Origin of the sequence: Salinisphaera hydrothermalis C41B8 (assembly GCF_000732535.1) — a bacterium.
GTDB lineage: Bacteria > Pseudomonadota > Gammaproteobacteria > Nevskiales > Salinisphaeraceae > Salinisphaera > Salinisphaera hydrothermalis.
This window is the reverse complement of sequence record NZ_APNK01000019.1, coordinates 15,363-37,089: the sequence shown is the minus strand read 5'-3', so window position 1 is coordinate 37,089 and position 21,727 is coordinate 15,363. Positions and strand designations below refer to the sequence as shown.

Sequence of the window (21,727 nt, the reverse complement as noted above, 5' to 3'; positions counted from 1 at the left end):
CCGCCGGGCATCAGGTCAGGCTCCTTGGACGAGTTCGAGCAATGTATACGGCGCCTCATGCATCTGGCGCCGGTCTTGCGGATGCTCGGCCTCGAGCGTCAATTCCCGGTCCGGGTCGTAGACGACGAACAAGCGACCGTCAGGCAGTACCGCCACGCCTTCCGCCTTGTTGTGAAACTCCAGCGGCGCGCCGTCGGTCGTTTCCACCAGCGTCGGTTGTTCTCCGGCATGAAACGCAGCCCGTGTCAGCGACCAGAGATAGGCACCGATCCGATCGCCGCCCTGGCCGTCGTCGACTTCGAAACTCGTCAGGAAGTAGAGACGATCCTCGCGCGGATCGTACTCAAGACTCGACAGGCCGACCTCGAACCGCACGCCCGGCCAGCGCGACGGATCGAATGCGTACAAGTCGACGAAATCGCCGCTCAGCGTGACTTCGTTACCGTCTACGCGATACGGCACGCCGACGACCCGGGCCACGTAGTCGAAGTTCTCGTGGTCCGCACCGACTTCGCGAGTCCCGAACAACAGCAGCGGATCGCCGCCGTCCGCGGTCGGCACACTCGCCAGACCCTCGATCTTGAAATACGGCGCGCCCAGAATGGCCGACAGATGATCGCGCAGCACCACGGAGCTGCGCACGCCTTCATTGCTGCGCTCGGCCACGAGCTGCGGCGCATCGGGCGCCTCACACGGCCAGACCAGCAGCCGGTTATAGACATCCTGATGTGCGCCGTCCTCGGCCACCCGATCGAAGCCGGTCGTCGCCACGAGATGTCGCCCGTCGTCCGTCAGCGCGAAGTCCTCGTATTTCTCGGCATGCTTGATCAGCTCGGCGGTGTAGTACGACACCGAATTCTCGTGCGGCACGCCGTCCGCGACCGCCATGGAGAATACCGGCGAGCGATGCGCGCCCGGAACATCCTTGTCGCTGCCGAATACCAGGCGCTCGCCGTTCCAGGCCACGGCTGATATCTCGACATTGACCGGATTGTCGTCGGCATCGGTGAGACCGGACTCGAAGCAGGCGAACAGCCCCTTGGCTACGATACGTGCTTGCATGCGAATCAGCCCTTGAAAGTGTCGGGTTTGTGGGCAGCGACCCTGCTGCTTATGCCAGCGCCAGGTCGAGCACCAAACCGAGAAATACGATGCCGCCAAGGAAATTGTGCTGCATGAAGACCTTGAAGCAGGCCTCGCGACTCCGGTCGCGAGTGATCCATTGATGGTAGATCGACATGACGACCGCGGCCGCCAGCCCGAGATAGTAGAAAAAGCCCAGCCCGAACATCACGCCAACGATCACCAGCAGTGCATAGAACAGGCATTGGAACGCGCCAATGATGGCGCGGTCGCGCTCGCCCCAGAGCACGGCGGTGGATTTCACGCCGATCTTGAGATCGTCGTCGCGATCGACCATGGCGTAGTAGGTATCGTAGATCAGCGCCCAGATGAGCGTGGCGATGAACAGCACCCACCCGCCGGCCGGCACGTGCCCGCTCTGGGCCGCGAACGCCATCGGCACCGCCCAGCCGAAGGCCGCCCCCAGAAACATCTGCGGCCAGTGCGTCACGCGTTTGGTGAACGGATAAAGGGCGGCGAGAAATACGCCGACGAACGCCATGGCGATGGTCAGCCCGTTAAGCGTGAGCACTAGGGCAAACGCCGCCAGACACAGCACGACAAACAGCCCTAGCGCTTCTTTCTCGGCGACTTCGCCGGTCGCCAGCGGTCGCGCCCTGGTGCGCTTCACGTGGCCGTCGATATGCCGGTCGGCATAGTCATTCATCACACAACCGGCCGACCGCATCAGCACCGCGCCAACCACGAACACGAACAACACCCACAGGTTCGGCAGGCCGCGGGCGGCCAGCCACAGCGCCCATAGCATGGGCCAGACGACCAGGAAAATGCCGATCGGCTTGTTCAGGCGCGTGAGTCGCAGGTAGCAGTCCAGCCGGCTTGCGGGCTGCGTCGTGGTGATCATTGGTCGAATCCTTTGTGGCCGTCACGGCCTCGGTAAATACAGGCAGGGACACCCGTGCATGGCACAACTACCCTCGCACAACCTCGAAACGTTACCATGTCGCAAAATTCCGGCGGCCGCGCTGACTACTCGCGATGCCGCCCTTGGGAGAAACCATGTCCGCTCCTTCACAGTCCGGCGGCGCGCCGATCACCGACGAGCGTCAGCTGGTCGCCTACTTCGAAGACGCTTGTAAGCCGCCCAGCCGCTGGCGGCTGGGCACCGAGCACGAGAAATTCGTGTTCGATCGCGACACGCTGCGCCCGCTGCCTTTTGACGGCGACCAGAGCATTTCGACCTTCCTGCACAAGCTCCAGCGTTTCGGCTGGCAGCCGATGGTCGAAGACGGCCGCGTAGTCGCGCTCGAAATGGGGCAGTGCCACATTACGCTCGAACCGGGCGGCCAGCTCGAGCTGGCAGGAGCGCCGCTGCATACCATTCACGAGACCTGCGACGAGATCCATATCCACTTGCGTCAGGTCAAGGAAGTGGCCGCCGAGATGAACGTCGGCCTGATTGGTCTTGGCTTCCAGCCCAAGTGGCCGCGCGAGGACTGTCCGTGGATGCCCAAGGCGCGCTACGACATCATGAAGGCCTATATGCCCAAGGTTGGCACCCTCGGCATCGACATGATGCTGCGGACCTCGACCGTGCAGGTGAACCTGGACTACGGCTCTGAAGCCGACATGATCAAGAAGTTCCGGGTCGGCCTCGCGCTTCAGCCGATCGCTACCGCCCTGTTCGCCAACTCACCGTTCAAGGAAGGCAAGCCCAACGGCTTTGTCTCCTATCGCAGCCATATCTGGACCGATACGGACCCGGATCGCTGTGGCATGCTCGACTGGGTGTTCGAGGAGGACATGGGCTTCGAACGCTACAAGGAATTCGCGCTCGATGTGCCGATGTATTTCGTCTATCGCGACGGACGCTATATCGATGCGTCCGGCCAATCCTTCCGCGATTTTCTGGCCGGCAAACTGCCCGCCCTACCCGGCGAGCGCCCGACCATGGGCGACTGGGACGATCATCTGACAACGATCTTCCCCGAGGTGCGCCTGAAGCGCTTCATGGAAATGCGCGGCGCCGACGGCGGGCCGTGGCGTCGCCTGTGCGCCCTGCCGGCGCTCTGGGCCGGCTTGTGCTACGACAGCGTCGCGCTGGACGAAGCCTGGAACCTGGTGTCCGACTTCACCCGCGAAGAGCGCAACCATCTGCGCGACCAGGCGCCGATGTACGGCTTGAAGACCCCGTTCCGTGGCGGCACGCTCGGCGACATTGCCCGCGAGACGATCCGCATCGCACAGGGCGGCCTCCGGCGCCGCGCGCAGCTCGATAGTACTGACCGCGACGAGTCGATGTTTCTGGATCAGTTGGCCGAAATCGCCGAGACCGGCGTCACGCCGGCGGAGCAGCTGCTCACGCTTTATCACGGGCGCTGGAACGAATCGGTCGACCCGGTGTTCGAGGAATTCGCCTACTGATGCAGATGACGCGGGCTCGCCATGCCGCCCGTCGATGCAACAGCCGGGGCGCGGTCACAGCTGCGCCCCGGGGCGATGACACCCGACCGCCCCGCTAGCCGGCTACCGAGCCCGCTCGCGAGCTAAAGCGAATACATGCCCCACGATGGTGTCGCGCGCTCGACGCGCGTGACTATCAGCTTTCGGAGCCGTCCGCCGGCTGTTTCAACCAGGGATATTCGCCGCGGCCCGAGCTCGGCACCGGGCTTTTCACTGCCTCGCGACCATAGAATTTCACGCCTTTCTGGATCCGTTCGCGGCCCATCTCTCGGCGGTGCTTATTGGTGTCGCGCAGGCTGTAGACGCAACCGCAATACTCCTGCTGATAGAACGCCTCGCGCTTGGCGATTTCGATCATGCGCGCTGCGCCACCCTTCTTGCGCCAGTTGAGCGTCCAGTAGGTGACCTCGGGATAACGAGAGGTCGCGCGCACGCCGGCTTCGTTGATCTGCGCCATATTCTTCCAGCGCGAGATCCCGAGCGTCGACGAGATCATGTGATAGCCATGCTCGGCCGCGAACAACGCGGTGCGCTCGAATCGCATATCGAAGCATACCGTGCAACGCCGCCCGCGCTCGGGTTCGTCCTCGAGCCCGCGAATCCGATCGAACCAGTTGTCGGTATCGTAATCGCCGTCGATGTGCGGGATGCCGAGCTCTTCGCAATAGCGCGTGTCCTCGGCCTTGCGCATCTCGTACTCGGCCTGCGGATGGATGTTGGGGTTATAGAAAAACACCGTGACGTCGATACCCGAGGCCTTGACCGCCGCCAGCACTTCGCCCGCACAGGGGGCACAGCAGGAATGCATGAGCAGTTTCGTACCCGGTTCCGGCGGGATCAGCTCGGGGCGTTCGTAATTGTCGAGACTATGGGCATTCATGTCGCGGTCCCACCTAGCGATGCGATAATTGCGTGCATTGTCCGTAATGTGAAGCACCGAGTCCACGAGGGAGCATGCATGGAAAAAGGTAGTCTGGTCATGGCCATCATTTGGATGGTCGTCATCTCGCTGGTATTGTTCTGGCTACCGGTCGCGGGCCCTTTGCTCGCCGGATTCGTCGGCGGCCGCACCGCCGGCAGTGCTGGGCGCGGCGTACTCGCTGCCATCCTGCCAACCATCGTCCTGTGTCTGATCTTGCTGGGCGCCGGCACCGCACTCACCGGGTTGCCCATCATCGGTGCGATCGCCTCGATCAGCCTGTTTCTGGTGCTGGTGATTCAGCTTTTCCCGCTCATTGTCGGGGCATTGATCGGCGGGTTGACCGTCTAGCCGAACACCGACCACCCCACGCCCATGAAAAAACCCGGCCTCGGCCGGGTTTTTTCATCGCTGGCATACACGATGCCGGCTCGTCCGGATCAGTCCTCCGGCGGAACGTAGGCGCCATCCTCATCGTGAATCTCACGCCCCGTCACCGGCGGGTTGAAGGAGCAGACGAGCTTCATTTCCGTCTTGGCCTTCAGCGTATGGCGGTCGTGGTTATCCAGCGCGTATACCGTGCCCGGGCGGATTTCGAATTCCTCGCCGGTATCGCGATTTACGATCGTGCCCTCGCCCTGATAGCAGAACACCGCTTCGAAGTGGTGCTTGTACCACATATCGAATTCGAGGCCGGGCGGGAACGTCGTTTCGTGAAACGAGAAGCCCATGCCGTCCTTGGCCAGCAGCCAACGAACGCTGGTCCACCCATCCGGGCTCACCACTTCCCGATCAGTACCGCGCAGGTCCTCGGTGCGGATGATCTTCATAACGACTCCTTAGTTGTTTACAGCCACCGGTTTCATCCTACAGCAAAGATACCGGCGGCTGTGTGCCCGAATTAAAACGTATTGGAACGTTCGGCTCAGGCCGCGTTATTCAAGAGGCCGTGCTTATCCAGCACCGTCTTGATGGCCGTTTCGAGAATATCGAGGCCGGCCTCGATATCGGCATCCGGGCTGATCAACGGCGGCATCACCTTGATAACGTTGTCGTCCGGGCCGGCCGTTTCGCAAATCAGGTGATTCTTGAAGCACTCGGCGGCGATTTCGTCAGCCAACTCGGCCTGTTCGCAATCGATGCCGATGAAGAAGCCACGACCGCGCACCTCGGCCTTGAACGCCGGGTTCGCGCTCAAGATGCCGTTCAAACGCTCCTGGATACGATCGCTCATGCGCAGAACCGACTTCTCGAGCTTATCGTCGCGCCAGTATTCGTTGAGCGCAGCCATGGCGGTGATGAACGCATGGTTGTTGCCACGGAACGTGCCATTGTGCTCGCCCGGCGCCCAGATGTCGTACTCGGGCTTGATCATGGTGATCGCCAAAGGCAGGCCGTAACCCGACAACGATTTCGAGACGGTGATGATGTCCGGGCTGATACCGGCCGGCTCGAACGAGAAGAACGGGCCAGTTCGGCCGACGCCGGCTTGGATGTCATCGACGATTAGCAGCATGTCGTGCTTGCGACACAGCGCTTCGATCTTCTTCAGCCAATCGAAATCGGCGACGTTGATACCGCCTTCGCCCTGGACCGTTTCCAAAATAATGGCCGCCGGTTTCTCGAGACCGGATGAACTATTCGACAGCATCATGTCGAGATCGTCGGCGGTGTCGCGGCCCTCGCCGAAGTAGCCGGAATACGGGATCGGCGTCGCGCCCGGCATATTCACGCCCGCACCGCCGCGCTTGGACGCGTTGCCGGTCACCGCCAGCGCACCCAGTGTCATGCCGTGATAGGCATTGGTAAAAAACAATACGCGATCGCGCTTTTTGACTTTGCGCGCGATCTTGAGCGCTGCTTCGACCGCGTTGGTACCCGTCGGCCCCGGGAACTGGATTTTGTACTCCATGTTCCGCGGTTTCATGATCACGTCCTCGAAGGTAGCGAGGAACTGCTGTTTGGCATCCGTAGCCATATCCAGGCCGTGGGTCACGCCATCCGACTCGATGTAATCGAGCAACGCTTTTTTCATGACCTCGTCGTTATGGCCATAGTTCAGCGCGCCGGCGCCGGAGAAGAAATCGAGGTATTCGGCCCCGTCCTCCGTCGTCATCTTGTTGGCCTTGGCGTGCGTGAACACTTTCGGGAACGAGCGGACGTAACCACGCACTTCCGACTCGAGACGGTTGATAATTTCCATGATGAACTCCTGAGCGCGAACTCGGCTGCTTTCGGATGAGAGAGCGACAGTGGGGTGCGAACTAGTCGAACAAGGCGCCGCGAACCGTCTTGGCGTCGAACGGTCCGATCCGGAATAATATCTCGGGCTCGTGCTCTTGGTCGTCGAAGTCGCCAAACAAGTCGCTCGAAAACAACTCGGTTTCCTCGACGTACGTATCTAGGCGTCGGGCTAAACCGCGGAACAGCGCCTGCGAGGGTTCGTTACTCGGCCCGATCGTTGTATCGAGATAATGCACGTCGAAACAGGCGGGCCGCTTGAGGATCTCGAATAACATGCGAGTGGCCAGCCCTTGGCCGCGCCCAGCCTCGGACACCCCTACCTGCCAGACAAACAGGATGTCGGGATATCGCGGCAGAATATAAGCGGTTATGAAACCGGCCAGGCGGCCGTCGATCTCGGCCACAACACTGGTATCGGCATGATGCTCGCCAATGAGCATGTAAGCATAGGCCGAGTTCGGGTCGAGTACGCCCAGATCGTGTACGAGTCGAAGAATACCGGCGCCGTCGTGTTTGGCTGGCGGCCGGAACTGGACTTCATCTGAAGTCGAAGAGTCAGTCTTTGCGATGGCTCTTGCTTTTCGGTTCGAGTGAGGCTTTGGATTATACCATCCGCTCATTTTTTTGCTGGCCGCCCCTTAGGGCGTGTTGAGGTTTCGTGCGAGCGCCGCGTTGGAGACCGCAAATCGTGTCCGGCAAGGCGCGAGTCGCCGCGTCGTGGCGTGCCACGCCCCAGACTCGCAACGCAGCAGGGCGCGATTTGCGGCCCAACCCTTCGGGACAAGCGCTGTTTTGCGGCAATCCAGCGTTATAGCTCTCTCGCATAGGTCCACTACGCCACGTTCGCTACGCCTCGTCTTGCCGCAAAACAGCGCTTGGCGCGGACTCGAACGAAACCTCAACACGCCCTAGCGCGGCCAGCTTCGGCCGGTTCAGAGCGACTACGCCGTGACCTGCGCCTGGATTTCCTGCAGCGCGTACACATCGAGCGCCCGCTCGTCCGACAATGCGGTCGCACAGGCCTGGCCGCCGGCGATGGTCGTGAAATACGACACCTTGTAGCGCAGCGAGGTCATGCGGATCGACCGCGACTCCTCGATCGCCCGCTTGCCTTCAGTGGTATTGACCACGAGCTGAATCTCGCCGTTCTTGATCATGTCAACGATATGCGGGCGGCCTTCCTTGACCTTGTTCACCGCCGTGCATTCAATCCCGGCGTCGGTCAGGGCCGTGGCGGTGCCGCGGGTGGCCACCACCGTAAAGCCAGCCGCGACCAGCTCACGCGCCATCTCGATCGCCAGCGGCTTATCCGCATCGCGCACCGTGATCAGCGCCACGCCCGGCGCCTCGGGCAAACCGACGCCGCTGGCCAGCTGCGACTTGGCGAATGCTTCGCCAAACGTCTTACCCACACCCATGACCTCGCCGGTGGACTTCATTTCCGGACCGAGCAGCGGGTCGACGGTCGGGAACTTGGAAAACGGGAACACCGCCTCCTTGACCGCGAAGTGCGGCAACTTGCGCTCCACCCCGGCGTTCTGGGCAACCAGCGTCTGCCCGACCATGCAGCGCGCCGCGATCTTGGCCAGCGGCATGCCCGTGGCCTTGGACACGAACGGCACCGTACGCGAGGCACGCGGATTGACTTCGAGCAGGTAAACCTCACCGCCGCGGATCGCGAACTGAACGTTCATCAGGCCGACAACCGAGAGCCCCTTGGCGAGCGCCGCCGTCTGGCGCCGCACTTCGTCCAGCACCTCGGCGCCGAGACTGTAAGGAGGCAGGCTGCAGGCCGAGTCGCCGGAATGCACGCCAGCCTGCTCGATATGCTCCATGATGCCGCCGATAAAGACATCGGTGCCGTCGCACACGGCATCCACATCGAGCTCGATCGCGTCTTCGAGGAAGCGATCCAGCAGCACCGGCGAATCCGGTGACACTTTCACCGCCGCCGACATGTATTGCTGCAGATCCTCCGGCTCGTAGACGATTTCCATGGCGCGGCCGCCGAGCACATAGGACGGACGCACGACCATGGGAAAGCCGACTTCCTCGGCCAGGCGCATGGCCTCGGCCTCGGAGCGCGCCGAGCGGTTGGCCGGCTGCTTCAGCCCGAGCTTGTTCACCAGGTTGAGGAAGCGATCGCGATCCTCGGCCAGATCAATGGAGTCCGGCGTAGTGCCGATGATCGGCGCGCCCGCCGCCTCGAGCCGCCGTGCAAGCTTGAGCGGCGTCTGGCCGCCGTACTGCACGATCACGCCCTTGGGCTTTTCGACGTCGATGATCGACATCACGTCTTCGAAGGTCAGCGGCTCGAAATACAAGCGATCCGAGGTGTCGTAGTCGGTCGAGACCGTCTCCGGGTTACAGTTGACCATGATGGTCTCGTAGCCGTCTTCGCGCATGGCAAGCGCGGCATGGACACAGCAATAGTCGAACTCGATCCCCTGACCGATGCGGTTGGGCCCGCCGCCGAGCACCATGATCTTGTCGCGATCCGTCGGATTGGCCTCGGATTCCTCGTCATAAGAGGAATATTGATAAGCGGTCGCCGTGGGGAATTCGGCCGCACAGGAATCCACGCGCTTGTAGACCGGGACGATGCCGTGCGTCAGACGCGCGCGACGTACGGCGAATTCGTCGCAGCCCAGCAGCGTCGCGAGACGCAGATCGGAGAAACCCTTGCGCTTGTAGGCGCGCAACGTGTCCGCATCCAGGTCGCCGATGGTCGAGTGAGCGAGCTCGCCCTCCATCTCGATGAGTTCCGCAATCTGGTCGAGGAACCACGGGTCGATATGCGTAAGCTGGTGCACCTCGTCGACCGTAAAGCCGGCCCGGAAGGCATCGCCGATGTACCAGATCCGATCATAGCGCGGCGTGGACAGCTCGCTGCGCAGCGTGTCTCGTGCGGCATCGGTGCTGACATCGTCGAGCTTCGGCTCGAAACCATCCGAGCCGATCTCCAGGCTGCGCATTGCCTTGTGCAGCGATTCCTGGAAGTTGCGGCCGATCGCCATCGCCTCGCCCACCGACTTCATCTGGGTGGTCAGGCGATCATCGGCCGCCGGGAACTTCTCGAAGGTGAAGCGCGGCATCTTGGTGACGACATAATCGATCGACGGCTCGAAGGAGGCCGGGGTCGCACCGCCGGTGATTTCGTTCTGCAACTCGTCCAGCGTATAGCCGACCGCCAGCTTGGCCGCGACCTTGGCGATCGGAAAGCCGGTCGCTTTAGAGGCCAGCGCCGAGGAACGCGACACGCGCGGATTCATCTCGATGATGATCATGTCGCCGCTATCGGGATCGATCGCGAACTGCACGTTCGAGCCACCGGTATCAACACCGATCTTGCGTAGACAAGCCAGCGAGGCGTCGCGCATGACCTGATATTCACGGTCGGTCAGCGTCTGGGCCGGCGCAACCGTAATCGAGTCGCCGGTATGCACGCCCATGGCGTCGATGTTCTCGATCGCACAGATGATGATGCAGTTGTCCGCATGGTCGCGGACGACTTCCATCTCGTATTCCTTCCAGCCGAGCACCGACTGCTCGAGCAGGACTTCGTTGGTCGGCGACAGTTCGAGGCCGCGCGAAAGCAGATCCTCGAACTCTTCCTTGTTGTAGGCGATACCGCCGCCGGTGCCGCCCAACGTGAACGACGGCCGCATGATGATCGGGAAACCGATACGCGCCTGGACTTCCTCGCCCTCGGCCATGGTGTGCACGGTCTTGGACTCGGGCGTCTTGAGCCCGATTTCCGTCATCGCCTCGCGGAACGCGTTGCGGTCCTCGGCCATGTCGATGGCATCGCGCGAGGCACCGATCATTTCCACGCCGTGCTCTTTAAGCACGTCGTTGTAGAACAGATCGAGGGCACAGTTCAGCGCAGTCTGGCCGCCCATGGTGGGCAATAGCGCGTCCGGCTTTTCCTTGGCGATGATCTTGGCGACCGTTTGCCAGGTGATCGGCTCGACGTAGACCGCATCCGCCGTCTCCGGATCGGTCATGATCGTGGCCGGATTGGAGTTCACCAGGATGACGCGAAAGCCTTCGTCCTTGAGCGCCTTGCAGGCCTGCATGCCGGAGTAGTCGAACTCGCAGGCCTGGCCGATCACGATCGGGCCGGCGCCGATCACGAGAATGCTTTTTAGGTCGGTGCGCTTGGGCATATTTCTCAGTCCGCAAGTAAACGCAAATGAGCGCGAATCAGATCACGATCGAGTCGTCGTATGACTTGACGATCCGTTTCACGCCCAACCGCGGCGTTCCAAAATTCAACAGCAAACCAACGGTAATACCCGTCGCCTGCAAATAATTCATCAGCTGCGCTTCATGCGTCGGCGTGATCGCCGAAAGCGCTTTCACTTCGAGAATCAGCCTATCGTCGATGATCAGATCGGCGATGTAGCGACCGACGATCGTTCCGCTGTAATAGACATCGAGCGCTTTCTGCTTCTCGAATCGGATATTCTGTTTGCCAAGTTCTACCGCCAGCGCGCTTTCGTAGACATTCTCTAGAAAGCCCGCGCCGAGCTCGTTACTGACCGCAAATGCACAACCGATGACGCGCCTGGAGATATTGTCTTCATTTGCGCTCATCTTGCGTTTATTTGCGGACTATCGATGCGCTTCCATCAGGCGGATGAACCGCTCGAACAACGGCCCGACATCGTGCGGGCCGGGGCTCGCTTCCGGGTGCCCCTGGAAGGAAAACACCGGCGCGTCGATCATCTCCATCCCCTGGAGGGTCTGGTCGAACAGCGACCGGTGCGTCACGCGGACGTTCTCCGGCAGGCTGTTTTCGTCGATCGCGAAGCCGTGGTTCTGGCTGGTGATCATCACCTCGCCCGACGCCACATCCAGCACCGGATGGTTCGCACCATGGTGGCCGAACTTCATCTTCAGGCTCTGGCCACCGGCCGCGAGACCCAGAATCTGATGGCCGAGACAGATACCGAACGTCGGGAATTTGCGCTCGATCAGCTCGCGGCACGTGGCGATCGCATAGTCGCAGGGCTCGGGGTCGCCGGGCCCGTTGGAAAGCAGCACGCCGTCCACGCCCATGTCGAGCACTTCGTCGACCGGGGTCTTCGGCGGCACGACCGTCACTTTCGCGCCGCAATCCACCAGCCGGCGCAGAATATTGAACTTCACGCCGTAGTCATACACCGCGACCGAAAACCGCGGCTCGGCCGGGCTGTGCAGGTCGTTCGGACCGATCCAGGTGCCTTCGGTCCAGGTATAGGATTCGCGGGTGCCGGCGTCAGCAGCCAGATCGGCGCCTTTCAGACCGGGGAACGCTCGAGCGGCGGCGATCGCTTCGTCCTCGTCGATATCGTCGCCGGCAAGAATGGCGCCGTTCTGTGCGCCTTTTTCACGCAACAGACGCGTCAGGCGCCGCGTATCGATATCGCCGATGCCGACGATGCCATTGGCTTCCAGATAGGCGATCAGACCGTTGTCGCTGCGCCAGTTACTGGGCGCGCGCGGGACTTCACGAATGATCAGGCCGGCGGCCTGCACGCCAGCGGATTCGATATCCTCGCCGTTGGTGCCGGTATTGCCGATGTGGGGATAGGTCAGGGTGACCATCTGCTGTCGGTAGGACGGGTCGGTCAGGATTTCCTGATATCCCGTCATGGCGGTATTGAATACCACCTCTCCGATCGTACGGCCGCTCGCACCAATGGCGCGGCCGCGAAAAATACTTCCGTCTTCGAGCGCAAGTACGGCTTTCGGGCGCAATGGGGACTCCAATACTGGATGACACAGGCCGCAAGGCGGCGAGAGTATATCGATTCACCGGCTGCGCCGCCAGCCGTCCGGGGTATTGGAGCCTACGACAGACCCAGCACGTCGCCCATGTCGTAGTGCCCGGCGCGTTGTTCGGCCGCCCAGACTGCCGCGCGCATCGCGCCACCGGCAAAAGTCTGGCGAGAACTCGCCTTGTGCGTGATTTCGATGCGCTCGCCCTCGCCCGCGAACATCACCGTATGCTCGCCGACGATATCGCCGCCGCGTACGGTCGAAAAACCGATGGTATTGCGATCGCGGGCGCCGGTATGGCCTTGGCGTGCATAGACGGCGCATTCATCGAGATGACGCCCGGTGGCTTCGGCCGCCACTTCGCCCAGCTTGAGCGCGGTTCCCGACGGCGCATCCACCTTGTGACGATGATGGGCTTCGATGATCTCGATATCGAAATCGTCGCCGAGCGCGGCCGCCGCACGCCGTACGAGATCCAGCGAGAGATTGACCCCGGCGCTGTAGTTGGGTGCCTGAACGATCGCGATGTCGCGGGTCGCCGCATCGATCTCGTCCTGTTGCGCCCCCGAGTAGCCGGTGGTGCCAATGACCATCGCCGCGCCCTTGTCGCGACAGACACGCAGGGCCGCAATCGACGGATCGGGCAGCGAGAAATCGACCAGCACGTCGAAATCCGTCGCGCCCATGGTGCTGGAGTCGGCCAGTTTCACACCGGTTTCGGCGACCCCGGCCAGGCGACCGACATCCAGGCCGAGCGCATCGTTGCCGGATGAGGCAAACGCCGCGGTCAGCTCCAGATCCTCGCGTTTGCCACAGGCCACGACCAGTTCACGGCCCATGCGGCCCGACGCGCCGTTGATTGCTACACGCGTGGTCATGACCGATCAGCTCAGATGTTCGCCGAAGAAGCGCTTGGCCTTGTCCAGCCAGCTGGTCGTCGCCGGGCTGTGGCTGCGGCCGCTTTCTTCCAGCGAGTCGCGGAATTCCTCGAGCAGCTTCTTCTGCTTATTGTTCAAGTTGACCGGCGTTTCGACGCTCACCTTGACCAGCAAATCACCGGGCGACGAAGTCCGGACCGATTGCACGCCCTTGCCGCGCAGCCGGAAGGTTTTGCCCGACTGGGTCTCGGCCGGCACACGCAGGCTGACCTTGCCCTTGAGCGTCGGCACGTCGATCTCGCCGCCGAGCGCGGCCGTGATCATGTCGACCGGTACGTTGGCGCGCAGGTTGTTGCCGTCGCGCACGAAGAACTCATGCGGCTTGACGTTGATCTGCACGTAAAGATCGCCGGCCGGGCCACCCATTTCGCCGGCTTCGCCCTCGCCCGACAGGCGAATGCGATCGCCGTTGTCGACGCCCGGCGGCACTTTGACCGACAGCGTCTTGGACGATTGCACGCGGCCGTCGCCATGACATTTCCGGCACGGGTTTCGGACTTTCTTGCCCGAGCCCTGGCAGTCCGGACAGGTCTGCTGGATCGACAGAAAGCCTTGCTGGATCCGCACTTGGCCGTTGCCCTTGCAGGTATCGCAGGTATCGACCGGCGATCCCGGCTCGGCGCCGTCGCCGCCGCAAGCTTCGCATTGTTCCAGCGTGGGGATACGGATTTCGACCGTATCGCCTTCGATCGCGGTTTCCAGATCGAGGTCCAGGTCGTAGCGCAAATCGGCGCCACGCGCGGCCCGCTGGCGTCCGCCGCCCATGCCGCCGCCGAAGATATCGGAGAAAATGTCGCCAAAGATGTCGCCGAACCCGCCGGCACCCGCGCCGCCGAAGCCACCACCGCCGGCGGCGCCGCCCAGCCCGGCATGGCCGAACTGGTCGTAGGCGGCTTTTTTCTGATCATCGGACAGGACTTCGTAGGCTTCGAAAGCCTCTTTGAACCGCGCCTCGGCGTCCTCGTCACCCGGATTGCGGTCCGGATGATTCTTCATGGCCAGACGGCGGTAGGCCTTCTTGATCTCGTCCTGTGAAGCGCTCTTCGAAACGCCCAAAACCTCGTAGTAGTCGCGTTTTGCCATGATCGTTGTCCAAGATCCCTGATTGAACCGCACGGCCGCTGCCATCGACCGCGAAGCCTTTGAAAATAAAAGACGGACAAGCGCTGGCTTTTATTTTCAAAGGCGTTGAGAAACAGCAGGCTATCAACTGTCTTCGTACCGAACCGGTCGCCCGGCCGTTTTCACCTGCGTTGAATCAAAAATGCCGGGGCAGCGGCTGGCGCTGCCCCGGCGCGTGGCGATATTCGCCCGGTCTTACGAGTTAGTGCCCGACTTCTTGTCGTCGTCCTTGACTTCCTCGAAGTCGGCATCGACCACGTCGTCGTCGCCGTGACCCGACTGGCTCTGCTGGCCGCCCTGGGCCTCGGCAGCGCCTTCCTGGGCGCCTTCGCCACCCTGGCTGTAGGCTTTTTCCATGATCGGCGCCGAGGCTTCCGACAGCTTCTGCGTCTTGGCCTCGATGTCGTCCTTGTCGTCGCCTTCCAGCGCGGTGCGCAGTTCGGCGATGGCGTCGTTGACGGGCTTCTTCTCGTCGTCCGAGACCTTGTCGCCCAGATCACGCAGCGCCTTCTCGATGCCGTGGATCAGGCCATCGGCCTGGTTGCGCGCCGTAATCAGTTCGTTGAACTTGGCATCTTCCTCGGCATGCGCTTCGGCGTCCTTGACCATCTTCTCGATCTCGTCGTCGGACAGACCGGATGAGGCACGAATCTGGATCGACTGTTCCTTGCCGGTCGCCTTGTCCTTGGCCGACACGTTGAGGATGCCGTTGGCGTCGATATCGAAGGTCACTTCGATCTGCGGCGTACCGCGGGGCGCCGGCGGGATGTCCGACAGGTCGAAGCGGCCCAGCGACTTGTTGGCGCTGGCCTGCTCACGCTCACCCTGGAGCACGTGCACGGTCACGGCCGGCTGATTGTCTTCGGCGGTCGAGAAGGTTTCCGACTTGCGGGTCGGGATCGTGGTGTTCTTCTCGATCAGCTTGGTCATCTTGCCGCCGAGCGTCTCGATACCGAGCGACAGCGGGGTCACGTCCAGCAGGAGCACGTCCTTGGTGTCGCCCGACAGGACCGAACCCTGAATGGCAGCACCCACGGCCACGGCTTCGTCCGGGTTGACGTCCTTGCGGGCGTCCTGACCGAAGAAGCTCTTCACCGCTTCCTGCACCGCCGGCATACGGGTCTGACCACCGACCAGGATCACGTCGTCGATGTCCGAGGCCTTCATGCCCGCATCCTTGAGCGCGGTGCGGCACGGGTCGATCGTACGGGCCACTAGATCTTCGACCAGGCTTTCCAGCTTGGCGCGGGTGATCTTCATGTTGAGATGCTTCGGACCCGACTGGTCGGCCGTGACGTACGGCAGGTTGACCTCGGTCTGCTGGGTCGAGGACAGCTCGATCTTGGCCTTCTCGGCGGCTTCCTTCAGACGCTGCAGGGCCAGCTTGTCCTTACGCAGATCAACGCCCTGCTCCTTCTGGAACTCGTCGGCGATGTAATCGATGATCTTGTTATCGAAGTCTTCGCCGCCCAGGAAGGTGTCGCCGTTCGTGGCGTGCACTTCGAACTGGTGTTCGCCGTCGACTTCCGCGACCTCGATGATCGAGATATCGAAGGTACCGCCACCCAGGTCATAGACCGCGATCTTCTTGTCGCCGCCCTTCTTGTCCAGGCCATAGGCCAGCGCGGCCGCGGTCGGCTCGTTAATGATGCGCTTGACGTCCAGCCCGGCAATGCGGCCGGCGTCCTTGGTCGCCTGACGCTGGCTGTCGTTGAAGTAGGCCGGCACGGTGATGACCGCTTCGGTGACCGTCTCGCCGAGATAATCTTCGGCGGTGGCCTTCATCTTCTGCAGCACTTTGGCCGAGATCTCGGGCGGCGCCATCTTCTTGTCACCGACCTGCACCCAGGCGTCACCGTTGTCGGCCTTGACGATCTGATACGGGACAGACTCGATATCCTTCTGCGTGGTCGGATCCTCGAAGGTCCGGCCAATCAGGCGCTTGATCGCGTACAGCGTGTTCGTCGGGTTGGTGACGGCCTGGCGCTTGGCCGGACGACCAACCAGGGTTTCGTTGTCGTCGGTAAACGCGACGACACTTGGCGTGGTGCGCTCGCCTTCCGCGTTCTCGATAACTTTCGGCGTGTCACCTTCCAGCACCGCCACGCACGAGTTGGTGGTGCCCAGGTCGATACCGATGATCTTGCCCATGTCTTGGTCCCTCTTGATTCTTCAATTTGCGCTGCGTTGGCAGCGGCTCAAAACTTTGCTTGACAAACGATTTGGGGCGACGCCCTCGGCTTTTCAAGCAGCCCGCGCTGCTTTTTAACTATCCCCGGCCGGCTTGGCGACCGTCACCATGGCGGCGCGAAGCACGCGGCCGTTCAAGGTGTAGCCCTTCTGCATGACCGAGGCGACCGTGTTCGGCGCCAGCTCGTCAGTCGGCTGGGTCGACACGGCTTCGTGATATTCGGGATTGAAGGTCTCACCTTCCGGATTGATCGGCTCGATCCCGACTTTTTCCATGCTCGAAGCCAGCATGCGATTGGTCATCTCCATGCCTTCCTTGAGCTTGTCGAAATCGCCGTGGTTGTCCTCGGCGGCCTTGAGACCGAGTTCGAGGCTATCGCGCACGCCCAGCAGTTCCGATGCGAATTTCTCGATCGCGAACTTGCGGGCGGATTCGACGTCCCGCTGTGCCCGCTTGCGCACGTTCTCCAACTCCGCGGCGGCACGCACGGCCTGATCGCGGTACTGCTCGGCTTCCGCCCGGGCTTGATCGAGTTCGGCCATCAGTTCGTCCGTCTCGGCCACACTGTCGGCGCTCGCCTTGCCGGCGTCCACATACTCTTCACTGCCGTCCTGGACCTTCTCGATATCCGGTCGCGGCGCATTTTCGGCAGCAGAATCCTGCTCGCCGTGTGGTGTCTGGCGCTCGTCGTGCTGACTCATTGCAAATCCCCACTTCCTTACTTATTGCAGGTAATTGGTTGTTCGCCGGGCCGAGTTCTCGGCCGCGACGCCGACTGAAGCCAAGAATTGGGCTGGCCGCCGGCATTTCAAGACATCGCGCAATCTTTCGACGCGGCTTGTGCCGGGTATTAGCCATTGCCCACGCATGCGTTGAAATTGTGCGTCAACGTGTGAATGCTTAAGCCCTTCACCCGGCCATGGACTCGGCCTCGATGGGCACCACCTTTTCCACCATCGGCATTTTCGCGAAACACAACGATGAGGGCGTGACCCGCACGCTCCATGCCCTGACCGCCGATTTGCTCGGCCGCGGCAAGCGCGTATTGATCGACGATTCGCATTCGGCCGCGGATTATGGCGTTATTGCCTGCCCGCGAAGCGAGCTCGGCGCGGCAAGCGATATGGTCGTGGTGGTCGGGGGCGACGGGACGCTGCTGGACGCTGGACGCGCGGTCGCGGCACACGGGGTGCCGTTGCTCGGCATCAATCTCGGCCGGCTGGGCTTCATGGTCGACGTCCTGCCAGACGACATGAAGACAACCTTCGACGACGTCTTCGCCGGAAATTACATCGCCGAAGCCCGGCTGATGATCACGGCTCGCCTCAAACCGGCCGGCGACGACCTAGACACCGAGGGCGTACTGGCGATCAACGAGTGCGTGGTCCGCAATCAGGCCTTCGCCCGCGTACTGGACTTCGACACTTACATGAACGGCGATTTCATCAGTCATCACCGCGCCGACGGCATGGTCATCGCCACCCCCACCGGCTCGACGGCCTACGCGCTGTCCGGTGGCGGCCCGGTCATGCACCCCGGCATGAATGCGCTGGCGCTGGTGCCGATCTGTCCGCATACCCTCTCCGACCGGCCGCTGATCGTGGATGCCCATCACGAGATCGAGATCCACGTCGCCCATACGATCGAAGGCGGCGCGCTTTACACCAGCGACGGTCAGGTCAGCCAGGGGCTCGCTGCCGGTGACAGCGTGGTCGTGGCACGGGCGCCCTACGATCTGCATCTGATCCATCCGCCCGGCTACGACTACTTCAATATCCTGCGCAACAAACTTCACTGGGGCCGTGGCCAGCAGGCAACCGGAGTCTGATACAGTAGAACTGTATTTCCATACAGTTTAGGACGACGCCCTTCGCGGGCGCCGAACGGAACACGCGATGCTGGCAGAAATCACGATCCGGAACTTCGCCATCATCGACCGCCTGGCGGTCGAATTCGGCAACGGCATGACGGTATTGTCCGGTGAAACCGGCGCCGGTAAATCCATTCTGGTGGATGCACTCAGCCTTATTCTGGGCGACCGGGCTGATGGCGCGGCGGTCCGCGAAGGCGCGGATCGCACCGACATCACCGCGCGCTTCACGCTGGCCGATGCCCCGGCCGCGACCGCCTGGCTGGCTGATCACGAGCTGGACGCCGACGAAGAATGCGTCATCCGGCGCGTGGTGGCCCGGGAAGGCCGCAGCCGGGGCTGGATCAACGGCACACCGATGCCGGTCCGAGAACTGAAGTCGCTCGGCGAATGCCTGGTCGATATTCACGGCCAGCATGCGCATCAATCTCTGCTCAAGCGCGAAGCACAACGCGACCTGCTCGATGAATACGGCCAGCACGGGCAGGCCCTGGCCGCGGTCCAGGCGTCAGCCAGCCGGCTACGGGCCACCCGCGCCGCCATCGAACGCATCGAGCAACGCGACGGACGCGGCGAGTCGCGTATCGATCTGCTGCGTTATCAGGTCGAGGAACTGGACGCGCTCGGGCTCGAGCCGGGCGAACTCGAGGCACTCGAGGCCGAACACAAACGCCTGGCCAGCGCCGAACGCCTGATCGGCGACGGCCAGCGCGCGCTCGCGCTGCTCTACGAAGCCGATGACGGCGCCGCCACGGAGCGCCTGGGCGCCACCGAGCGATTGCTTGCCGAACTCTCCGGCATCGACGCCGGATTCGAACCGATCGCCGAGCTGGTCGGCAACGCGCTTATCCAGGCCCAGGAGGCCGCCGACAGTCTGCGACGTCACGTCGAGGCGCTCGACATCGATCCGCAACGCTTCACCGAAGTGGAAAATCGGCTTGGCACCCTGCGGGACATCGCGCGCAAGCATCACGTCGCGCCCGAGGAACTCGACGCCTTGACCGAGCGCCTGCGCGCCGAACTGGCCGAACTCGAGGGTGCCGACGAAAAACTGGCACAACTCAAGGCCGATGAACAGAGCCAGCGCAAGCGTTATCTCGAGGCCGCACAGGCCCTGAGCGCCGCGCGCCAGCAGGCGGCCGAACCACTCGGTCGCGCCATCACCGACATCATCCGATCGCTGGGTATGCCTGAGGGGGAATTCAGCGTTCGTGTACGGGCAGACGCGAGCGAGCGGGTTTCGCCCACCGGCACCGACCATATCGAATTCCTGATCGCCGCAAATCCGGGCCAAAGCGCCCGCCCGCTGGACCGCGTCGCCTCGGGCGGCGAACTTTCGCGCATCAGCCTCGCTATCGAAGTCATCGCGGCCTCGCGCACCCGCGTGCCGACCCTGGTCTTTGACGAAGTGGATACCGGAATCGGTGGCGGCGTGGCCGAAATCGTCGGCCGTCAACTGCGCGCGCTCGGCGTGAGCGGACAATCGCTGTGCGTTACCCACCTGCCCCAGGTGGCGGCTCAGGCCCAGCACCATCTGCACGTGTCCAAACAGGTCAAAAATGGCCAGACGAGGACGCGCATTAACACGCTCGACGATGAAGATCGCGTGGAAGAACTTGCGCGGATGTTGGGTGGCGTCGAGCTGACCGAACAAACGCGAGCCCATGCGGCCGACATGATCGCGCGCGCCGGCCAAGCGCCGGGGTGACGGGTTCGACGGTACCAGCACGGCGCCCAATACCGGGCCGAGGCCCGTCGGCATGCGTTTATCGTTTGGCAGCCGAAAAAGGCCTGCCGTATGATGCGGTTCGCGACAAGGGGCTTTGATCTTATGAAACTAATCGCTGCGCTCGTGATGCTGCTGGCGCTTTCCGCCTGCAGTCTCCCGGTGTTCTTTCGCGTTCCGATCGTGCAGGGCAACATCGTGACCGCCGACCAGGTCGCCAAGCTTCAGAAGGGCATGACCAAGAAACAGGTCGCCTATGTCCTCGGCACGCCATTGATCCAATCGCCGTTCGAAGCCGATCGCTGGGACTACGTGTTCTATTACCGCAATCCCAACGCGCATGTCCGTCAGTCGAAGCTGGATCTGTACTTCGTGAACGACAAGCTCTCGGATATCGAAGGCGACGAGGAATACGCCTCAAAGTCGTTCAAGTCGAACAACGCGTCCGGGCCCAACGACAGTGATGAGTTGCCTGCCGCCACTAATACGAGCGGCGCTGCGCTTGACACGCGCAATGCTGGCACGCCTAACAACAGTGCCAATACTGGGAGCGGTCCAGGTTCGACTAACGCCCCGATGCCGGGCCGGAACCGGCCATCGAACGTGGGTACGGCGCCGCAAACACAGCCGATGGGAGACCACGGCGAGCCGCTACCGGGGCAACGCCCGATCACACCGTAATGGACCGGCCCGGGCGGCGCGCCCAGTCGTATCGAGGCTTGGCAGGAGGCGTAACGCATCAGCGTGCGCCCCTCCGCCCTGCCGTCCGGCCGGTGACGAGTCGCCGAACCCTGGACTATGACCTCCGGAATTGAAACGTCGCGGGTTGGTTCGGGGCTACCGCCCGCACGGCTCTCGCCTTCCCCATTAAACGCTGTTTCACGGCGAGACATGGCATACAAAGCCGGGTGCCGCCGCGCCGCCTGCAACCGTTGGTGCGGGATCGCGGATACCCCGGCATTTCTTTCGGCGCTGCTCGAAGAGTCGAGAGCTGAGGAGTCGGCCCGACTTAGCGGATGACTCTGCTGCCGCCCCACCGAAGTATGGCAATCGGCGCCTCGAACGGCGCCCGCGCAAGGATTCCAGCCGAGCAACGCAGCGCTCGGCTGATTCTATGTCTTTTCGGTACGACGCCGACGACGCTCGCGCGGGTCGACGGTCAGCGGGCGATACAACTCAAGCCGCTGACCGTCACCCACGACATCCGCCGCATTAATCTTACGTCCGTATACGCCGTAAGCCGCGGGCCCTCGCCCGGTCGCCTCGCGGCAAACCATAGCCAGGCCGGACGCTTCTGCCACCGCCTGCGCATCAGCATCAACAGGCACACTTACGTTTTCCCGCCAACACCGGCCCGGCAATGCGAAAACCACCTCAACGCGTTTGCTCGGTTGTTCGCTCATCG

Annotated in this window: 19 protein-coding genes; 5 read left to right on the top strand and 14 right to left on the bottom strand. The window is 62.5% G+C overall.

What is annotated here, in order from left to right; translation table 11 throughout:
• Window positions 1-15 precede the first annotated feature (15 nt).
• Window positions 16-1,062 carry an SdiA-regulated/phytase-like domain-containing protein gene (locus C41B8_RS12345; RefSeq protein ID WP_037338613.1) on the bottom strand — a complete coding sequence of 349 codons (1,047 nt, stop codon included), beginning with the start codon at window positions 1,060-1,062 and terminating at the stop codon, window positions 16-18.
• A 49-nt stretch (window positions 1,063-1,111) separates the two neighbouring features.
• Window positions 1,112-1,987, bottom strand: coding sequence for a 4-hydroxybenzoate octaprenyltransferase (gene ubiA, locus C41B8_RS12340; RefSeq protein ID WP_037338610.1), 876 nt, complete (start codon window positions 1,985-1,987; stop codon window positions 1,112-1,114).
• Between the two features lie 155 nt (window positions 1,988-2,142).
• On the opposite strand from ubiA, the gene C41B8_RS12335 reads away from it, so the two are divergent.
• On the top strand, window positions 2,143-3,507 hold the full coding sequence (locus C41B8_RS12335) for a glutamate--cysteine ligase (protein WP_037338607.1): 1,365 nt from the start codon (window positions 2,143-2,145) through the stop codon (window positions 3,505-3,507).
• A 175-nt stretch (window positions 3,508-3,682) separates the two neighbouring features.
• On the opposite strand, the gene C41B8_RS12330 is transcribed toward C41B8_RS12335, so the two are convergent.
• Window positions 3,683-4,426, bottom strand: a complete 744-nt coding sequence (locus C41B8_RS12330) for an epoxyqueuosine reductase QueH (RefSeq protein WP_051883464.1) — start codon at window positions 4,424-4,426, stop codon at window positions 3,683-3,685.
• Between the two features lie 78 nt (window positions 4,427-4,504).
• Between C41B8_RS12330 and C41B8_RS12325 the strand changes: the two genes are divergently transcribed.
• Window positions 4,505-4,816 (top strand): hypothetical protein, encoded by a 312-nt coding sequence (locus C41B8_RS12325; RefSeq protein ID WP_037338604.1) that lies wholly within the window; start codon window positions 4,505-4,507, stop codon window positions 4,814-4,816.
• Window positions 4,817-4,905: 89 nt separating this feature from the next.
• On the opposite strand, the gene C41B8_RS12320 is transcribed toward C41B8_RS12325, so the two are convergent.
• The 10 genes from C41B8_RS12320 to grpE form a co-directional block, all read right to left on the bottom strand.
• Window positions 4,906-5,295, bottom strand: coding sequence for an ectoine synthase (locus C41B8_RS12320; protein ID WP_037338603.1), 390 nt, complete (start codon window positions 5,293-5,295; stop codon window positions 4,906-4,908).
• 95 nt (window positions 5,296-5,390) lie between these two features.
• Window positions 5,391-6,668, bottom strand: coding sequence for a diaminobutyrate--2-oxoglutarate transaminase (gene ectB / locus C41B8_RS12315; RefSeq protein ID WP_037338601.1), 1,278 nt, complete (start codon window positions 6,666-6,668; stop codon window positions 5,391-5,393).
• 61 nt (window positions 6,669-6,729) lie between these two features.
• Window positions 6,730-7,329 carry a diaminobutyrate acetyltransferase gene (ectA, locus tag C41B8_RS12310; protein ID WP_084188923.1) on the bottom strand — a complete coding sequence of 200 codons (600 nt, stop codon included), beginning with the start codon at window positions 7,327-7,329 and terminating at the stop codon, window positions 6,730-6,732.
• Window positions 7,330-7,650: 321 nt separating this feature from the next.
• Window positions 7,651-10,878, bottom strand: coding sequence for a carbamoyl-phosphate synthase large subunit (carB, locus tag C41B8_RS12305; protein ID WP_037338598.1), 3,228 nt, complete (start codon window positions 10,876-10,878; stop codon window positions 7,651-7,653).
• Between the two features lie 37 nt (window positions 10,879-10,915).
• A complete protein-coding gene (locus tag C41B8_RS12300; protein WP_037338596.1) occupies window positions 10,916-11,308 on the bottom strand; it encodes a GxxExxY protein in 393 nt (130 codons plus the stop codon).
• An 18-nt stretch (window positions 11,309-11,326) separates the two neighbouring features.
• Window positions 11,327-12,466, bottom strand: coding sequence for a glutamine-hydrolyzing carbamoyl-phosphate synthase small subunit (carA, locus tag C41B8_RS12295; protein WP_415752835.1), 1,140 nt, complete (start codon window positions 12,464-12,466; stop codon window positions 11,327-11,329).
• Window positions 12,467-12,546: 80 nt separating this feature from the next.
• Window positions 12,547-13,353 (bottom strand): 4-hydroxy-tetrahydrodipicolinate reductase, encoded by an 807-nt coding sequence (gene dapB, locus C41B8_RS12290; protein ID WP_037338591.1) that lies wholly within the window; start codon window positions 13,351-13,353, stop codon window positions 12,547-12,549.
• A 6-nt stretch (window positions 13,354-13,359) separates the two neighbouring features.
• Window positions 13,360-14,496: a molecular chaperone DnaJ gene (gene dnaJ, locus C41B8_RS12285; RefSeq protein ID WP_037338674.1), complete on the bottom strand. Its 1,137-nt coding sequence runs from the start codon at window positions 14,494-14,496 to the stop codon at window positions 13,360-13,362.
• Between the two features lie 234 nt (window positions 14,497-14,730).
• The gene (gene dnaK, locus C41B8_RS12280) at window positions 14,731-16,686 is read right to left on the bottom strand and encodes a molecular chaperone DnaK (protein ID WP_037338588.1); all 1,956 of its coding nucleotides are present in this window, start codon (window positions 16,684-16,686) and stop codon (window positions 14,731-14,733) included.
• A gap of 114 nt (window positions 16,687-16,800) precedes the next feature.
• Window positions 16,801-17,427, bottom strand: coding sequence for a nucleotide exchange factor GrpE (gene grpE / locus C41B8_RS12275; protein WP_037338586.1), 627 nt, complete (start codon window positions 17,425-17,427; stop codon window positions 16,801-16,803).
• Between the two features lie 218 nt (window positions 17,428-17,645).
• Here grpE and C41B8_RS12270 point away from each other — a divergent pair, with 218 nt between their 5' ends.
• The 3 genes from C41B8_RS12270 (at window position 17,646) to C41B8_RS19655 (ending at window position 21,003) form a co-directional block, all read left to right on the top strand.
• On the top strand, window positions 17,646-18,554 hold the full coding sequence (locus C41B8_RS12270; RefSeq protein WP_232226060.1) for an NAD(+) kinase: 909 nt from the start codon (window positions 17,646-17,648) through the stop codon (window positions 18,552-18,554).
• Window positions 18,555-18,621: 67 nt separating this feature from the next.
• Window positions 18,622-20,304 (top strand): DNA repair protein RecN, encoded by a 1,683-nt coding sequence (gene recN, locus C41B8_RS12265; protein ID WP_037338583.1) that lies wholly within the window; start codon window positions 18,622-18,624, stop codon window positions 20,302-20,304.
• 123 nt (window positions 20,305-20,427) lie between these two features.
• On the top strand, window positions 20,428-21,003 hold the full coding sequence (locus tag C41B8_RS19655; RefSeq protein WP_051883463.1) for an outer membrane protein assembly factor BamE: 576 nt from the start codon (window positions 20,428-20,430) through the stop codon (window positions 21,001-21,003).
• 431 nt (window positions 21,004-21,434) lie between these two features.
• Here C41B8_RS19655 and C41B8_RS21150 read toward each other — a convergent pair whose 3' ends face one another.
• Complete coding sequence (locus C41B8_RS21150; protein WP_084188919.1) at window positions 21,435-21,725, bottom strand: RnfH family protein; 291 nt, start codon at window positions 21,723-21,725, stop codon at window positions 21,435-21,437.
• Window positions 21,726-21,727: the final 2 nt, after the last annotated feature.

Coding starts and splice junctions, on each gene's coding strand:
- C41B8_RS12270 (WP_232226060.1), top strand. CDS start 17,646: ATGGACTCGGCCTCGATGGGCACCACCTTTTCCACCATCGGCATTTTC.
- C41B8_RS21150 (WP_084188919.1), bottom strand. CDS start 21,725: ATGAGCGAACAACCGAGCAAACGCGTTGAGGTGGTTTTCGCATTGCCG.
- dnaK (WP_037338588.1), bottom strand. CDS start 16,686: ATGGGCAAGATCATCGGTATCGACCTGGGCACCACCAACTCGTGCGTG.
- C41B8_RS12325 (WP_037338604.1), top strand. CDS start 4,505: ATGGAAAAAGGTAGTCTGGTCATGGCCATCATTTGGATGGTCGTCATC.
- ectB (WP_037338601.1), bottom strand. CDS start 6,668: ATGGAAATTATCAACCGTCTCGAGTCGGAAGTGCGTGGTTACGTCCGC.
- recN (WP_037338583.1), top strand. CDS start 18,622: ATGCTGGCAGAAATCACGATCCGGAACTTCGCCATCATCGACCGCCTG.
- dnaJ (WP_037338674.1), bottom strand. CDS start 14,496: ATGGCAAAACGCGACTACTACGAGGTTTTGGGCGTTTCGAAGAGCGCT.
- ectA (WP_084188923.1), bottom strand. CDS start 7,329: ATGAGCGGATGGTATAATCCAAAGCCTCACTCGAACCGAAAAGCAAGA.
- C41B8_RS19655 (WP_051883463.1), top strand. CDS start 20,428: ATGAAACTAATCGCTGCGCTCGTGATGCTGCTGGCGCTTTCCGCCTGC.
- grpE (WP_037338586.1), bottom strand. CDS start 17,427: ATGAGTCAGCACGACGAGCGCCAGACACCACACGGCGAGCAGGATTCT.
- C41B8_RS12345 (WP_037338613.1), bottom strand. CDS start 1,062: ATGCAAGCACGTATCGTAGCCAAGGGGCTGTTCGCCTGCTTCGAGTCC.
- C41B8_RS12330 (WP_051883464.1), bottom strand. CDS start 4,426: ATGAATGCCCATAGTCTCGACAATTACGAACGCCCCGAGCTGATCCCG.
- dapB (WP_037338591.1), bottom strand. CDS start 13,353: ATGACCACGCGTGTAGCAATCAACGGCGCGTCGGGCCGCATGGGCCGT.
- C41B8_RS12335 (WP_037338607.1), top strand. CDS start 2,143: ATGTCCGCTCCTTCACAGTCCGGCGGCGCGCCGATCACCGACGAGCGT.
- carB (WP_037338598.1), bottom strand. CDS start 10,878: ATGCCCAAGCGCACCGACCTAAAAAGCATTCTCGTGATCGGCGCCGGC.
- C41B8_RS12300 (WP_037338596.1), bottom strand. CDS start 11,308: ATGAGCGCAAATGAAGACAATATCTCCAGGCGCGTCATCGGTTGTGCA.
- C41B8_RS12320 (WP_037338603.1), bottom strand. CDS start 5,295: ATGAAGATCATCCGCACCGAGGACCTGCGCGGTACTGATCGGGAAGTG.
- ubiA (WP_037338610.1), bottom strand. CDS start 1,987: ATGATCACCACGACGCAGCCCGCAAGCCGGCTGGACTGCTACCTGCGA.